Here is a 14,085-nt window from a genome sequence, read left to right on the forward strand (position 1 = left end):
AACTTGTTATGGTCTCGCCCCGAGCGGTTCGCAAGGAACAAACTCGGCGCCTGGCTGAATGATGGCTGGACGCTCTGGCGCCGCACCGCTAACGCGATGGTCGCGCTCGTCGAAGTCTTCATCCGGGTGACCGACCCTGTTGTGGCGCCGGACTCCCGGGGTAAGTATCCCACACCGCTCGCCGGAATCTGACGAAGCGGTGAGAACGTGCGGCTAGGCGCCGGTCAGTTCCGGGAACCAGAGGGCGATTTCCCGGGCCGCCGACTCGGGCGAATCGGAGCCGTGCACCAGATTGTCCTGGGTGACAAGTGCCAGGTCACCACGGATGGTGCCGGGTGTTGCCTTTTCCACCGGATCGGTGCCACCGGCGACCTGTCGGAACGCTGCGATGGCACGCGGGCCCTCGACGACCGCGGCCACCACCGGACCGGAGGTGATGAATTCGAGCAGCGAGCCGAAGAACGGCTTGCCGTCGTGCTCGGCGTAATGCTGCCGGGCCAGCTCGTCGGAGACGGCCTTGAGTTCGAGAGCGGCAAACGTCAGCCCCTTGCGCTCGATCCGGCCGATGATCTCACCGATCAGGTGCCGCTGTACGCCGTCAGGCTTGATCAAAACCAGGGTCCGCTCAGTCACGGCGCACAGCCTACCGGGCAGTAATGACTAGTCCCGCTCGGGTGGCGGAGCGGCCTGCTGGAAGGGCAACTGCCCGCGGTCCTGGCGGCGTTTGACCTCGCTGCGCAGGTAGATCATCAGCGCCCAGACCCCGGCGAACACCACGCCGATGAACCCGATGGCACCGTGGATCAACGCCCCGGCGACGAACACCGCCTGGATCCCGAGGTTCACCCAGATGATCCCGGGCCTGCCCTGCACCCCGGACATCAGCACCAGCACGACGGCCATACCGATCAGGAACGTTCCGCTCAGCGCGGTCAGGCCCTGGTCACCCGCCGACACCACCGGAAGGGCCAGCAGTACGACGATGGCTTCCAGGATCAGCGCGGCGGCCATGATGCCGCGGAAGCTGCGCCACGGGTCACCGGGTACCGGCGCCTGCGGTGTCGCATCCGGGTCCGGTGTCTCCCCGGCCGGTGTGGCGCTCACTGCGGATCCCGCCCGAACAGGGTGCGCGCCGCACCCGCGGTGACGACCGAACCGGTGATGACCATGCCGCTCCCCGAATATCCTTCGCCGTCGTTGCCGGACTCTTCCACCAGGGCCGTCGCGGTCTCGATGGCATCGGGCAGCGCGGCCGCAGCGACCACCCGTTCCGGGCCGAACCGCTCCTCGGCCTTGGCGGCGAGCAGTTCCACCTCCATCGCCCTCGGTGATCCGTTGTGGGTGACCACGATCATGTCGAACGCGGGCTCCAGCGCCGCGAGGATGCCGTCGACATCCTTGTCCGCCATCACCGAGACCACGCCGACCAGGTAGCGGAAGTCGAACTCGTCGGCCAGTGCCTGGGCCAGTGCCGCGGCGCCGGCGGGATTGTGGGCGGCGTCGATGAACACCGTCGGCGCGCTGCGCACCCGTTCCAGCCGGCCCGGGCTGCTCACCGAGGCGAAGCCGGTGCGCACCGCGTCGACATCGAGCTGACGGTCGGCGCCGGCCCCGAAGAACGCCTCGACCGCGGCCAGCGCGAGCACGGCGTTGTGCGCCTGGTGTTCTCCGTGCAGGGGCAGGAACATCTCCGGATACACCCCGCCGAGGCCCTGCAGGGTCAGCAGCTGGCCGCCGATGGCGACCTGACGTTCCAGGACCGCGAATTCCGAATCCTCGCGTGCCACCGCGGCATCGGCGCGCACCGCCTCGGCCAGCAGCACCTCCATCGCCTCGGGATCTTGCTTGCCGATGATCGCCACGGTGTCGATCGGAACCAGGTCATCTTCTGCCTTGATGATGATTCCGGCCTTCTCCCCGGCGATCTCGGCAATGGTGTCACCGAGGTAGTCGGTGTGGTCGAGCCCGATCGGGGTGATCACCGCGACCGGAGCGCCGATCACGTTGGTGGCGTCCCAGCGCCCGCCCAACCCGGTTTCCACCACCGCCACATCGATCGGCGCGTCGGCGAACGCGGCGAACGCCATCGCGGTGAGCACCTCGAACTTGCTCATGCGCGGGCCCCCGGCCGCTTCGGACTGCTGGTCCACCAACTCGATGAACGGTTCGATCTCCCGATAGGTCTCCACGTACTGGGCCGGGGTGATCGGCTTGCCGTCGATGGAGATGCGCTCGACCGCCGACTGCAGGTGCGGGCTCACGGTACGCCCGGTGCGCCGGTGCAGTGCCGTCAGCAGCGCATCGATGATGCGGGCCACCGACGTCTTGCCGTTGGTGCCGGCGATGTGGATCGCCGGGTAGTTGCGCTGCGGTGAGCCCAGCAGCTCCATCAGTGCGGAGATCCGCGCCGTGCTGGGCTCGATCTTGGTCTCCGGCCACCGCTGGTCGAGCAGATGCTCGACCTGCAGCAGCGCCGCGATCTCGTCGGGGGCGGGCTGGTTCATCGGCTCATCGCAGGCCGCCGAGGCGAGCCGTGATGCGCTCGACCTCTTCATGTGCCAGCTGCTGGCGGGCCTTGATCTTGTCGACGACGGCTTCGGGCGCCTTCGCCAGGAAGGCCTCGTTGCCGAGTTTGCCTGCGGTCTGGGCGAGTTCCTTCTGCGCGGCGGCCAGATCCTTCTCCAGCCGTTTGCGTTCGGCGGCGACGTCGACGGTGCTCGAGGTGTCGAGTTCGACGACCACGGTGCCCCCGGTCACCCGCACCTCGACGGCCGCCGAGGGGGTGAACCCGTCCGCGGGCTCGGTGAGCCAGGCGAGCGCGGCGATCGCAGGCAACTGGGCGTCCAGCCCCACGGCATCAATACCGACCACCTTGGCCGGCACCCGCTGACGGTCGTTGAGACCCTGGTCGCTGCGGAACCTGCGCACCTCGGTGATCAGCTTCTGCATATCGGTGATGCGTTGCGTGGCAACGGAGTCCACAGCGATACCGGATGACGACGGCCATTCGGCGATGACGATGGACTCCCCGCCGGTGAGCGTCTTCCACAACGTCTCGGTGACGAACGGCATCACCGGATGCAACAGCTTGAGCAGACTGTCCAGCACCGTGGCCAGCACCACCGCCGTGTGGGCGGCGTGCTCGGACTGCCCGAACTGCACCTTGGCCAGTTCCAGATACCAGTCGCAGAACTCGTCCCAGGCAAAGTGGTAGATCGACTCGCAGGCGCGACTGAACTCGTAGCTCTCCAACGCCGAATCGGCTTCGGCGCGAACCTCTTCCAGCCGACCCAGAATCCAGCGATCGGCATCGGTGAGCTCCGTGAGCCCCGGCAGCGGAGCCAACGCCGCACCGTTCATCAACGCGAACTTGGTCGCGTTGAAGATCTTGGTCGCGAAGTTGCGCGACGCCCGGGCGTGATCCTCACCGATGGACAGGTCCCCGCCGGGGCTGGCCCCGCGGGCCAGGGTGAAGCGCAGCGCGTCCGCACCGAACTTCTCGACCCAGTCCAACGGGTCGATGCCGTTGCCCTTGGACTTGCTCATCTTGCGGCCGAACTCGTCGCGGATCAGGCCGTGCAGGAAGACGTTCTGGAAGGGGACCTGCGGCCCGTGCGCCGCCTCGGTGGTGATCGCGTCGTCGCCGGCCACGAAGGTACCGAACATCATCATGCGCGCCACCCAGAAGAACAGGATGTCGTAGCCGGTGACCAGAACAGTTGTCGGGTAGAACTTTTCGAGTTCGGGAGTGCGCTCGGGCCAGCCCATCGTGGAGAATGGCCACAGCGCCGAGGAGAACCAGGTGTCCAGCACGTCGGGATCCTGGACCCAGCCCTCGGGCGGGGTCTCGTCCGGCCCGAGACACACCTGCTGCCCGTCGGGCCCGTGCCAGATGGGGATGCGGTGGCCCCACCAGAGCTGCCGCGAGATGCACCAGTCGTGCATGTTGTCCACCCAGGCAAACCAGCGTGGTTCCAGGCTGGCGGGGTGAATCACGGTGTCGCCGTTGCGGACCGCATCGCCGGCGGCCTTGGCCATCGATTCGACGTTCACCCACCACTGCAGGCTCAGCCGCGGCTCGATCGGCTCGCCGCTGCGTTCGGAGTGCCCGACGCTGTGCAGGTACGGCCGCTTCTCCGCGACGATGCGCCCCTCGGCCGCCAGCGCCTCGCGCACCGCGACCCGCGCCTCGAACCGGTCCATCCCGTCGAATCGGGTCCCGGTTCCGGTGATGGCGCCGGCCTTGTCCAGGATCGAGGGCATCGGCAGGTTGTGCCGCACCCCGATCTCGAAGTCGTTCGGGTCGTGTGCGGGGGTGACCTTGACTGCGCCGGTACCGAATTCGGGGTCGACATGGCCGTCGGCCACCACCACGATCTGGCGGTCCAGGAACGGGTGCGCCAATGTCTGGCCGACCAGCGCGCGGTAGCGGTCGTCATCGGGGTGCACCGCGATGGCGGTGTCACCGAGCATCGTCTCCAGCCGGGTAGTGGCGACCACGAGGTGCGGCTCGTCGTCGTTCATCGAGCCGTACCGGAACGACACCAGTTCACCCTCGACGTCCTCGTACTTGACCTCGAGATCGCTGATGGCCGTCTGCAGCACCGGGGACCAGTTGACCAGCCGTTCGGCCTGATAGATCAGCCCGGCGTCGTAGAGCCGTTTGAAGATGGTGCGCACCGCACGAGACAGGCCCTCATCCATCGTGAACCGGTCGCGGCTCCAGTCCACACCGTCACCGAGGCGGCGCATCTGCCCGCCGATGGTGCCGCCGGACTCACGCTTCCACTCCCACACCTTGTCGATGAACAGTTCGCGCCCGAAGTCCTCTTTGGTCTTGCCGTCGACCGCGAGCTGCTTCTCCACCACGGACTGGGTGGCGATACCGGCATGGTCCATCCCCGGCAGCCACAGCACCTCATAGCCCTGCATGCGCCGGCGCCGGGTCAGCGCGTCCATCAGGGTGTGGTCCAGCGCGTGGCCCATGTGCAGGCTGCCCGTCACGTTCGGCGGCGGCAGCACGATCGAGTAGGCCGGCTTCTCGCTGGCCGGATCGGCGGTGAAGTACCCGGCGTCCACCCACCCCTGGTACAGCTCGCTCTCTACCGCGCTCGGCTCCCAGGACTTGGGAAGGGAATCGGCACGGTCACGCGGGCTGTCGGTCACCCGTCGATTCTAGGGAAACCGCGCTGGGCTATTTCTTCCCACCCAACAGGCCACCCAAAATGTCCCCGATGACATTGCCCTGATTGCCGCCCTGGCCGCCGCCGCCGAGAACGCCGCCCAGGATGCTGCCCAGCGGATTGTCACCGCCACCACCGGAGCCGCCGAGGATGCTGCCGAGCACATCGCCGAGCCCGCCCCCGGAGGGTGCGGCCTGCGGTTGCGCGGGGGCGGAGTTGCCGGAGAACTGCTTGCCGATATAGGCCAGCACGATCGGCGCCAGGATCGGCAGCAACTTCTTGATCAGATCGCCGCTGCCGGCACCCGTGCCCGCCAGCGCCGAGGCGACCGAATTGCTGTCGTTGCCGCCGAAGATGTTGGCGACGATCTTGTCGCCCTCACCGGCGTCCACATCGTCGACCTTGACCCCGCCGTCGAGCAGGCCGCTCGCGGCCTGTGCGCCGACCGCGGCCTCCAGGTCGGTGGAATCGATGTCGTCGGCCGCGACGTTGGCCTGCAGCCCACCCACCAGTGCCGGCACCAACGTCCGGATGGCGTTGTTCACCTCGCCTTGATCCGCTCCGAGTTTCGCCGCAATGTCCTGTACAGGAATTTGTGCGAAGAGTTCATCCAGACCGGCCGTTTCCCACTCACCTCTGTCGATGTCAGGTACCCCTGACCTGGACCCTAACCCTTTCGATCATGGCCCACAGGTGTTCGGCGCAGGCCCGACCCTGCCACCCGAATCAGTTGAGGCGAGCGGTCTCCAGCGTCACCCCGGCAGCGGGCAGCCGGGACAGCAGCGCATCGCCCATGGCGGCGGCCGGGGTCAGCACTCCGCGCAGATCCGAGAGCTTGTCCCGGTCGAGCGCGAGCGCCAGCCCACACTCGCCGAGCAGCACCGCGGTGGCCTTGTAACCGGGGTCCCCCTGCTGGGCGATGGTGGCCCGATACCGCGCGCCGGTGGTGGTCGTGGTGTACGTCTCGGCGCGGTAATGCCCCTTTTCCCGGGTCCGCTCGCTCGGGCCCGTCCCCGGCTTGGGTAGCACGCGCTCGAGGAGTCCGTTGGGCACCTTGTTGATGTAGCGGGTGCCCAGACCGAACATCCCCACGTTGACCGCGGTGTCGAGTGCGGCGGCCACCGGTGCCACGACCGAAGAACCCATGCTCATCTGTTCGGAGTACCGGAAGGTGCGCCCGTACGCCCAGTCCAGCAGGGCGTTGCTGCGCCGCACGATGCGGGAATTGGGTGCGGCCATGGCGAACGCACCGGTCCAGACGCCGTCGAGTTCGGGGGCGATCTCACGCCCGCGGCGCCACGGATTATCGGACTGGTAGCCCAGGTCCGGCTCGGCACCGCGATCGGTGGTCAGGGTGTACGGGTCCGCGAGATCGTCGCGCGACTGCGGGTTGTCGGCCGCTGTCCGCATGAATTCGATCATCGAGGCAACGGTGCCGCCGGACACACCGCCGGCGAACGAGCGCAGCACCAGGGCGGTCTCGGCGAGTTCACCCGCACCGTCCTTGCGCACCCTGTCGTGCAGTGCGTAGACGGTGATATCCGAAGGCACGGAATCGAATCCGCAGGAATGCACGATACGCGAGCCGGTGTCGACAGCCTGCTTGTGGAACTGTTCGGCGCTGTCCCGGATGAACAGCGTCTCACCGGTGAGGTCGGCGTAATCAGTGCCCGCCGCCACACATGCCTGCACCAGTGGCAGCCCGTACTTCGTGTACGGCCCGACGGTGGTGATGACCACCTGCGTGCGCGCGGCCATATCGGCCAGCGTGGACGGTTGTGCGGTGTCGGCCTCGATCAACGGCCAGGACTGCGCCTCGGCGCCGAGGGTGTCGCGCACATCGCGGACCTTCACCAGCGAACGCCCGGCCAGGGCGATCCGCGCGCCCTTCCCGGCCTCGGCCAGGTACTGCGCGGTGAGCTTGCCGGCGAACCCGGTGGCGCCGTACAGGACGATGTCGAATTCGCGCTGTGAGGAGGTCATGGGTCCCGAAGCTACCCGAGGACTTCCGGCGGGCCCACCTCCCGACCAAATAGATGGTTGCCCAGAAATGCGGTGACCACCTGGTACCAGATCTTGGCGTGTTGCGGGGCGCCGACCCAGTGTCCTTCGGACGGGTAGTAGAGGAACTGATGGGCGCTCTTGCCGTCGTCGTCGGCGGGCAGACCGGACATGCTCAGCAGCTCGTACCACAGTCGCAGTCCCTCGCCGACGGGTACGCGGTAGTCCTTGTCACCATGGATGACCAGCATCGGAGTCCGGATGTCGGCCACGTGGTGGTGCGGGGAATTGCGCTGCGTCATCTCCTCGGTCATCTCCCGCACCCACCAGTAGGCGCCGTCGGTGGTGTGGCCGAACTGATCGAGGGCCCACAGACTGGCGTGGGTGACGATGGCGTCGAAGCGGTCGGTATGCCCGGCGATCCAGTTCGCCATGTAGCCGCCGAAGGATCCGCCCATTGCCGCAGTGCGGGACTCATCGACCCGCGGGTGCTTGCAGGCGGCGTCGGTGACCGCCATCAAATCGGTGTAGGGCGCCGCACCCCACGCTCCCCAACCACGCTGGATGAAGGCCCGGCCGTATCCCGTCGACAGCGCCGGGTCCGGTAGCAGCACGGCGTAACCCTGCGCCGCGAGCAGCCACGGGTTCCACCGCCAGTGCCAGGCGTTCCAACTGGCCAGCGGACCGCCGTGAATCCAGAGGAGCAAGGGAGCCTGGCCGGCACCGCCCTCTTCCACCTTGTCGGGAAGCACAAGCCAGGACCGGACTGTGACGCCGTCATGCGCGGTCGTCACCACCTCCTCGACGTGCCCGGGCAGCTCGGGCAGCGCGACGCACGGCAGCACCGTGACGGAACCGCCGGGATCGATTCGCACCGGGTGCGGCGGCGTGAGATAGGAACTGCGCACGGCGAAGATCACCCCGCCGGGCGCGGTCCGCACATCGCTGTAGGTGTAGTCGTCGGCGGTGCGGCGGGTGACCGCGGCCGTGCCGGGATCGACGGCGAAGACCGGCCCGCGCCCGCCCTCGTCCGCGGTGACGATCAACTGTGTGCCGTCGGCAGACCAGCTCACCGATGTCGGCCAACGGTCCCAGTCGCCCAGCTCCACCCAGGCCCCGCCGAAGCTCATGCAGCACAGCGTGATCCGCGGCGCTTCGGTTGGCGTGGAGGTTGTCTCGCGAAGAAAAGCCAGCCGGCTTCCGTCCGGAGAAATGGCGGGCTGCCCCAGATCTGCGCCGGGATCATCGGCGACCGTGCTGTGCCGGCCGGTGGCGATATCGATACGGATGAGGCGCGAACGCAGCGCCACCCCGGGCGCCGCGGCGTTCCAGGCGGTGACCACGAACGTGCCGTCGGCGCTGACATCGAGCGCGGTGTCGCGCAGGGCACCGCCCGGACCGGGAGTCAGATCGCGCGGGCCGTCGGTGTCGAACAGGTGGGGCTGGTCGGGGCCCAGGTCGTGATCCCAGTGCCGCACCGGATATCCGGTGTGCAGGATCGCCGAGACCTTGTTCTCCTTGCGCAGCGCACGCAGCCGCTTGTCTTCGTCCAGATTCGTCGCCGCGGGCAGGACCGGTGCGGTGACGACGGTCCGCGCGGCGCGCTGCGCGACGCGCACCGCGGCCACTCCGCCCGGCAGCGCAAGTTCTTCGACCGCCTCCCCGCCGGCGGCGGGCAGTCTCCACAGCGCTGCAGGTGGGTCGTCCTGACCGTCCCCCGGACGGACCGCGACGAACAGCAAGTCACCGTCGGCGGTGAAAGCGGGCCCGGACTCGCCCTTGACGCCGTGCGTCAGCCGCCGGGCGGGTTGGACCCCTTTCGGATCCAATTCCCATATGGCGGTGATGTATTCGGTGCGTTCGTGGTTCAGTTCGCTGATCATGGTCACCACGCGCTCACCGTCGGGAGCAACGGCAAGGCCGGCCACCCTGGGCAACGCGAAGTAGGCATCCAGATCGTCGAACGGCGTCATGGCATCACCGTATCGCTGCGATTCATCCGCCGTGTCGCTCCGTCACTCAAAGGACCTCGGTGACCTGACCTGTGGCATCGGCACGCACCTGCTTGTTGCTGCGCTCGCCCTGCACGCTGACCAGGATCTGCAGATCGTCCGAGAACGGCAGATTTCGCTTGACGACGACGGATTGCACCGCGCCGTCGGCGACACCGCTGGCCCCGATCGCGTTGTCGACCGCGGTCATGATGGCCGTGGCGGGCACATCGGTCACCGGGAACAGGTTCTGCTGCAGAGCCTCGGTGTCGTCGTTGTAGTCGACGGGCCGCAGATCGCCGACATGGCCTGCGGTGTAGGTCCACTGGTTGAGTTCCGTCGGCGCGGCCGGGTCGACGGCCTGGACGGTGACCACCTGCCCGGTGATGACGATCTCGACCACGTTCATCGGGTCGGCACCCACGCGCTCGGAGATCGCGCCGAACGCCGTCTCGATTCCGTCGACGGTGACCAGTCCGCCTGCGGCGAGATCGTTCAATCCCTCGGCCGTGTCGCTGAGCTGTTCGACGGCGGTGGTGGCCGCGTCGGTGAAGGCCTTGATGTCGTCGATCCGCGAGCATCCGGTCAGCACGGAGATCGAAACTGCAGTGGCGGCCAGGCCGAGGCCGAGGCGGGTGAATGTCGTCATGGCTCAGAGCGTGGCGGGCGACCGGCGCTACCGATCCCAAGTTCGGCGCGGCACACCTCTTCACGCGGAATTAACTCGCATTGACCGCTCGGACACATTCGCGCAGTTAGTTTCAATCCGGTACACCGTCAGTACCTCAAGGCCACTGTGATTAAACGCAGTGCCTCCCCCACCCCACCACATCCCCCAGAAACGATCGGCGGAGGTCCTTTTGACACCTGAAGTGGAGGACGCCTTCTCAACGATGGCGGCCGTCAACAACGAGTTCTTCTACTGGATGTCCATAGCCTTGATGATGCTCATCCACGCGGGCTTCCTCGCCTACGAGGTCGGCGCGTCGAGGTCGAAAAATGTGCTCGCCACCGCAATGAAGAACCTGCTGGCCTTCGCAACGATCGTGGCGTCGTTCTTTTTCGTCGGCTGGTTCCTGTACAACGCGATGCCCAGCGGCTTCATCGAGATGACCGACGCGGCGCGCGCTGCGCTCCCGTGGAGCGACAACATGGGCCCGAACGTGCAGGACCCGGCGAGCGGCATCTTCTGGGGGGCCTTCGCGCTGTTCGCCGCCACCACCGGATCGATCATGTCCGGGGCTGTACTGGAACGCATTCGGACGAGCGGATTCCTGGTGCTCACCGTCATGGTGGGATCGGTCACGTGGATCATCGGCGCAGCCTGGGGGTGGCACGGCGCCGGGTGGATGCTCACCAAGCTCGGCTTCCACGATGTCGGTGCGGCCGGTTGCGTGCACATGATCGCCGGTTTCGCGACGCTGGGCATCTTGATCAACCTCGGGCCGCGCATCGGGCGGTTCCTGCCCGACGGCACCCCGGTGACCATCCGCCCGCACAACCTGCCCCTGACGATGGTCGGCCTGATGCTGATATTCACCGGTTTCTTCGGCTTCCTGATGGGTTGCGTCATCTATGGTCCCACCGGCTACGCCACCATCTATGGCAGCCCGACGACGTTGAGCGCGTTCGCCTTCAACACCCTGATGGGCCTGGCCGGCGGCATCATCGGCGCCTACGTCACATCACGGGGCGAACCGTTCTGGACCATCTCCGGCGGCCTGTGTGGTGTCATCGGCGTGGCATCCGGGATGGATCTGTACCACCCGGCGCTGGGCTTCATCATCGCACTGGGCGCCGGCGCGATCGCGCCGTTCATCGGAAAGCTGTTGGAGAAGTTCAAGATCGACGACGTGGTCGGCGCGGTCTCGGTGCACGGTGGCATCGGCCTGTACTCGGTGTTGATGGCCGGCGTCTTCCTGTCGGGCTACCCGAACACCGATGGCAACCCGTCGGTCTCGTTCTGGGGCCAGGCGGTTGGCGCGGTGGTCTTCGCCGCACTCGGCTTCATTCCCGCCTATCTGGTCTCGCTGGGCCTGAAGAAGGTTGGCCTGCTGCGCATTCCGCCCGAGGTGGAGGAGCAGGGTCTGGATCTCAGCGAGGTCCCGGCCACGCCGTACCCCGAGGGTATTCCGATCACCGCGATGCGGACCAACGGCGCGGTACTGGTGGTCACCGAGGAGGTCAAGTAAATGTTCAGTCCCATCGACAGTTACGACGAAGCAGGCGTGGTGTTCACCTTCGGCGGATACTCGCTCGGCGTGTGGATCGTGTCGATCCTCGCGGTGTTGCTGTTCATCGGTTTCTTCGTCCGCATGATCCAGCACGAGAACGCCGCCTACAAGGCGATCATCGAGCACAAGCCGGTGGAGCCCGGCCCGGTTGCCGAAGGCGAGCCGACACCCTACTGAGCAACCACAGGGAAATCGCCCGAATCCGCATGGATTCGGGCGATTTCCCTATTCTGTCAGGCCTGCCGCAACCATTGCACCGCGCGGTCGCGGTACCCGATGATGCCCTTGTAGTCGGCGATGTCTTCGGGCAGCTCGGCCAGTACGGCCGCCGCCCGCACCCGCCAGGCGTCGACGGCAGCCACATCGGCCAGCGGCAACATGTAGGTGCGGATCAGGAAGCAGATGGAACCCGATTCCGGCAACCGGATCAGATGCTGTACCTCGACACGCAAGTGCACCAGTCGCCCGAATTCCTCGTCGGTGACTCCGTTGATCATCGTGCGGTCCGGGCCCCACTCGTGATACAGCTCGGTCGAGACGTCAAGGCGGCGACCGATGGTCAGCGTCCAGTTCGTGCGCCGGTAGGTCTCACCGGGCTGCAACCGCATCAGGAATTCCCGGGCACGGGTGATCACCCCGGTTGCCCGCAGCCGGGGCACCGGCCCGTGGATCTCCAGGAACGTCATGCCGACATCGAATCCGAACGACCAGTCGGCGGCGAAGGTGACCACACCCGCATCACCGAAGAGATCGCCATCGCGTTGATCGAGCAGGACAATGTCCTCCTGCACCTGGCCGGCGATATAGGCAAGCGGTTCACTGGGCAGCGTGCTCTCATCGCCGAGGACGAAGTCCTGTTCGATGCCCAATCTGTCGTTGCGCCAACGCCACCCGGTGCCGTGTCGGTGCAGGGACATGCTGTCCGGATAGCCGGCCGCGAGCTCACGCATCAGGGTCAGCATGGTGTCCCAGCAGGCCGGGCGCATATGCGGCAGGACCGCACTCCGGGTCGGATCGGTGGCCAGAATGGCCGCCCGCTCGGCCAGTTCGTGCTCGTACTCGCTGTCGACATCGACCACCCGCTCGCCCCACCGGCCGACCGGGGTCGCCACCGCAGCCCCGGCCGGCTCGACATTGGTGCTGTAGCGGTACGTGTCGGCGGCGAAGGGAAAAGGAAAGGTGCGGACGAGATCGGGTGTCGAGATCACAGTGCTACCTCCAGGGTGTCGTCTCCGCCACGCGACACGCAGGCCATCAGCGCATCACCGGCCTTCTTCTCGGCATCGGTCAGGTACAGGTCGCGGTGGGTGATCGCACCGGACGCGACCGGCAGGCGGCATTCTCCGCACACCCCGCGGCGACACAGGTTGGGCACCTCGAAGCCGCGGCGCTCCAACTCCTCCAGCAGCGAGACACCGGCGTCGACGACGAACTCCTCACCGGTGGAGGTGACCCGGGCGGCGAACGGCTCACCCGGATCGAGCGCGTCGGATCCGAAGTGTTCCACGTGGATCCGGCTGGCCGGCCAGCCCAGATCCGCGGCCGCGACGGTGACGTACTCGATGAACGAGGCAGGCCCGCACACGTAGAGATGGGTACCGAAGGGTTGGTCGGCAAGTGCGGCGAGCAACTCGTTCGTGAACTCCGCACGGCCGGTATGGATCGAGGCGTGCCCGCCGAGTTGGGCGATGGTGTCCGCATAGGCCCCCCTCCCCTGTCGGTGGATGTAGAGCAGGCGGACGTCACGTCCCCAGAGCCGGGCACTGCGTAGGTGCGACACCATCGGGGTGATGCCGATTCCCGCGGCGACCAGCAGGTGTCGGCGCGCGCGCAGCACCGGTGCGAACGCGCTGCGCGGGGGGCTTGCGGCGACGGTGTCACCCAGCGCAAGTTCGTCGTGAATCCACCGCGAACCACCGGCGCCTTCGTCACAGCGCAGCACGGATATCACGTACGACATCGGCGAATTGCCGTCACCGGTCAGCGAATAGGCATTGGCGCTACCACCGCACTCCACGACGATGTGACTGCCGGGTGTGAAGGACGGCAGGGCCGTTCCGTCGGGATCGGCCAAGGTGAGTGTCCGGATGCCGGCGATCCTGTCATCGACCGCGGTCACGACGAGTTTGAGGGTGTTCACGACACGACCTCGGCCGGGCACTCGGCATCGACCATGAACCCCAGATATGTACCGCCTCGACGCGAAACATGGTGATATACCAGTAGTTTCCGCTCACACGATGCGCAGGGAAGCACCTCGTCGAGCTGCACCCGGGCGCGGGTGACGGACCCACAGTGCACACAGTGCACCGCGCGCGAATCGACGTCGGTGGACGCCACTGTCATCTCGTCATCCGCGACGCCGAGGCCGGTCGCGGCGCCACGCAGTTCCAGGCACGCATCGGCGGGTCCGGCCATCATCAGCCGCCACCCCACCCGCGCGTCGGCCAGGTCTGCTGTCAGTGCCGCGAGCGCCTGCCCGGCATCCACCTGATGCAGACGTACCGCGGATTCGCGACCGGCCGAGACGATCTGGGCCATCCAGTCACGTGCGACCTCGGCGCCGCGCGGCCCGAAGGCGATGATGGTCCAGGCCCGCCCGGAGAGGTCGGCATCGGGTTGGGTGGGGTTCAGCGCCCAGCCGGGCACACTTGTCAGCTCGAGGTCCGGTCGCAT

Annotated in this window: 13 protein-coding genes; 2 read left to right on the forward strand and 11 right to left on the reverse strand. The window is 67.1% G+C overall.

Features of this window, described 5'->3' with window-relative positions; genetic code table 11:
* Positions 1-213: 213 nt before the first annotated feature.
* The 8 genes from ndk to C6A86_RS18785 all read right to left on the reverse strand — a co-directional run bounded on the left by ndk (position 214) and on the right by C6A86_RS18785 (position 9,824).
* Positions 214-633, reverse strand: coding sequence for a nucleoside-diphosphate kinase (gene ndk, locus C6A86_RS18750; protein WP_105364237.1), 420 nt, complete (start codon positions 631-633; stop codon positions 214-216).
* Positions 634-660: 27 nt separating this feature from the next.
* Positions 661-1,011: a DUF4233 domain-containing protein gene (locus C6A86_RS18755; RefSeq protein ID WP_105364256.1), complete on the reverse strand. Its 351-nt coding sequence runs from the start codon at positions 1,009-1,011 to the stop codon at positions 661-663.
* An 89-nt stretch (positions 1,012-1,100) separates the two neighbouring features.
* Positions 1,101-2,504 (reverse strand): folylpolyglutamate synthase/dihydrofolate synthase family protein, encoded by a 1,404-nt coding sequence (locus C6A86_RS18760; RefSeq protein WP_105364255.1) that lies wholly within the window; start codon positions 2,502-2,504, stop codon positions 1,101-1,103.
* Positions 2,505-2,508: 4 nt separating this feature from the next.
* Positions 2,509-5,166: a valine--tRNA ligase gene (locus C6A86_RS18765; RefSeq protein ID WP_105364236.1), complete on the reverse strand. Its 2,658-nt coding sequence runs from the start codon at positions 5,164-5,166 to the stop codon at positions 2,509-2,511.
* A 28-nt stretch (positions 5,167-5,194) separates the two neighbouring features.
* Positions 5,195-5,827 carry a DUF937 domain-containing protein gene (locus tag C6A86_RS18770; RefSeq protein WP_105364235.1) on the reverse strand — a complete coding sequence of 211 codons (633 nt, stop codon included), beginning with the start codon at positions 5,825-5,827 and terminating at the stop codon, positions 5,195-5,197.
* A gap of 82 nt (positions 5,828-5,909) precedes the next feature.
* Entirely contained in the window at positions 5,910-7,166 is a 1,257-nt protein-coding gene (locus C6A86_RS18775; protein ID WP_105364234.1) for a trans-acting enoyl reductase family protein, read from the reverse strand.
* An 11-nt stretch (positions 7,167-7,177) separates the two neighbouring features.
* Entirely contained in the window at positions 7,178-9,157 is a 1,980-nt protein-coding gene (locus C6A86_RS18780; protein ID WP_105364233.1) for a S9 family peptidase, read from the reverse strand.
* 46 nt (positions 9,158-9,203) lie between these two features.
* On the reverse strand, positions 9,204-9,824 hold the full coding sequence (locus C6A86_RS18785; protein WP_105364232.1) for a hypothetical protein: 621 nt from the start codon (positions 9,822-9,824) through the stop codon (positions 9,204-9,206).
* Positions 9,825-10,035: 211 nt separating this feature from the next.
* On the opposite strand from C6A86_RS18785, the gene C6A86_RS18790 reads away from it, so the two are divergent.
* Positions 10,036-11,367: an ammonium transporter gene (locus C6A86_RS18790; RefSeq protein ID WP_311100822.1), complete on the forward strand. Its 1,332-nt coding sequence runs from the start codon at positions 10,036-10,038 to the stop codon at positions 11,365-11,367.
* Entirely contained in the window at positions 11,368-11,586 is a 219-nt protein-coding gene (locus C6A86_RS18795) for a hypothetical protein (protein WP_105363956.1), read from the forward strand.
* A 56-nt stretch (positions 11,587-11,642) separates the two neighbouring features.
* Here the strand turns inward: C6A86_RS18795 and C6A86_RS18800 are convergent, their stop codons facing one another.
* From C6A86_RS18800 to C6A86_RS18810, 3 genes are read right to left on the reverse strand one after another with little or no spacing between them, the layout of a single operon-like run.
* Positions 11,643-12,617, reverse strand: coding sequence for a DUF3445 domain-containing protein (locus C6A86_RS18800; RefSeq protein ID WP_105363957.1), 975 nt, complete (start codon positions 12,615-12,617; stop codon positions 11,643-11,645).
* Positions 12,614-13,549 carry a PDR/VanB family oxidoreductase gene (locus C6A86_RS18805; RefSeq protein ID WP_105363958.1) on the reverse strand — a complete coding sequence of 312 codons (936 nt, stop codon included), beginning with the start codon at positions 13,547-13,549 and terminating at the stop codon, positions 12,614-12,616. The genes C6A86_RS18800 and C6A86_RS18805 overlap by 4 nt, the downstream gene beginning before the upstream one ends.
* Positions 13,546-14,085, reverse strand: a complete 540-nt coding sequence (locus C6A86_RS18810; RefSeq protein WP_105363959.1) for a dimethylamine monooxygenase subunit DmmA family protein — start codon at positions 14,083-14,085, stop codon at positions 13,546-13,548. The genes C6A86_RS18805 and C6A86_RS18810 overlap by 4 nt, the downstream gene beginning before the upstream one ends.

The sequence above is a fragment of the Mycobacterium sp. ITM-2016-00316 genome, from assembly GCF_002968335.2.
GTDB lineage: Bacteria > Actinomycetota > Actinomycetes > Mycobacteriales > Mycobacteriaceae > Mycobacterium.

Coding starts and splice junctions, on each gene's coding strand:
- C6A86_RS18755 (WP_105364256.1), bottom strand. CDS start 1,011: ATGGCCGCCGCGCTGATCCTGGAAGCCATCGTCGTACTGCTGGCCCTT.
- C6A86_RS18760 (WP_105364255.1), bottom strand. CDS start 2,504: ATGAACCAGCCCGCCCCCGACGAGATCGCGGCGCTGCTGCAGGTCGAG.
- C6A86_RS18775 (WP_105364234.1), bottom strand. CDS start 7,166: ATGACCTCCTCACAGCGCGAATTCGACATCGTCCTGTACGGCGCCACC.
- C6A86_RS18780 (WP_105364233.1), bottom strand. CDS start 9,157: ATGACGCCGTTCGACGATCTGGATGCCTACTTCGCGTTGCCCAGGGTG.
- C6A86_RS18785 (WP_105364232.1), bottom strand. CDS start 9,824: ATGACGACATTCACCCGCCTCGGCCTCGGCCTGGCCGCCACTGCAGTT.
- C6A86_RS18795 (WP_105363956.1), top strand. CDS start 11,368: ATGTTCAGTCCCATCGACAGTTACGACGAAGCAGGCGTGGTGTTCACC.
- C6A86_RS18810 (WP_105363959.1), bottom strand. CDS start 14,085: ATGCGACCGGACCTCGAGCTGACAAGTGTGCCCGGCTGGGCGCTGAAC.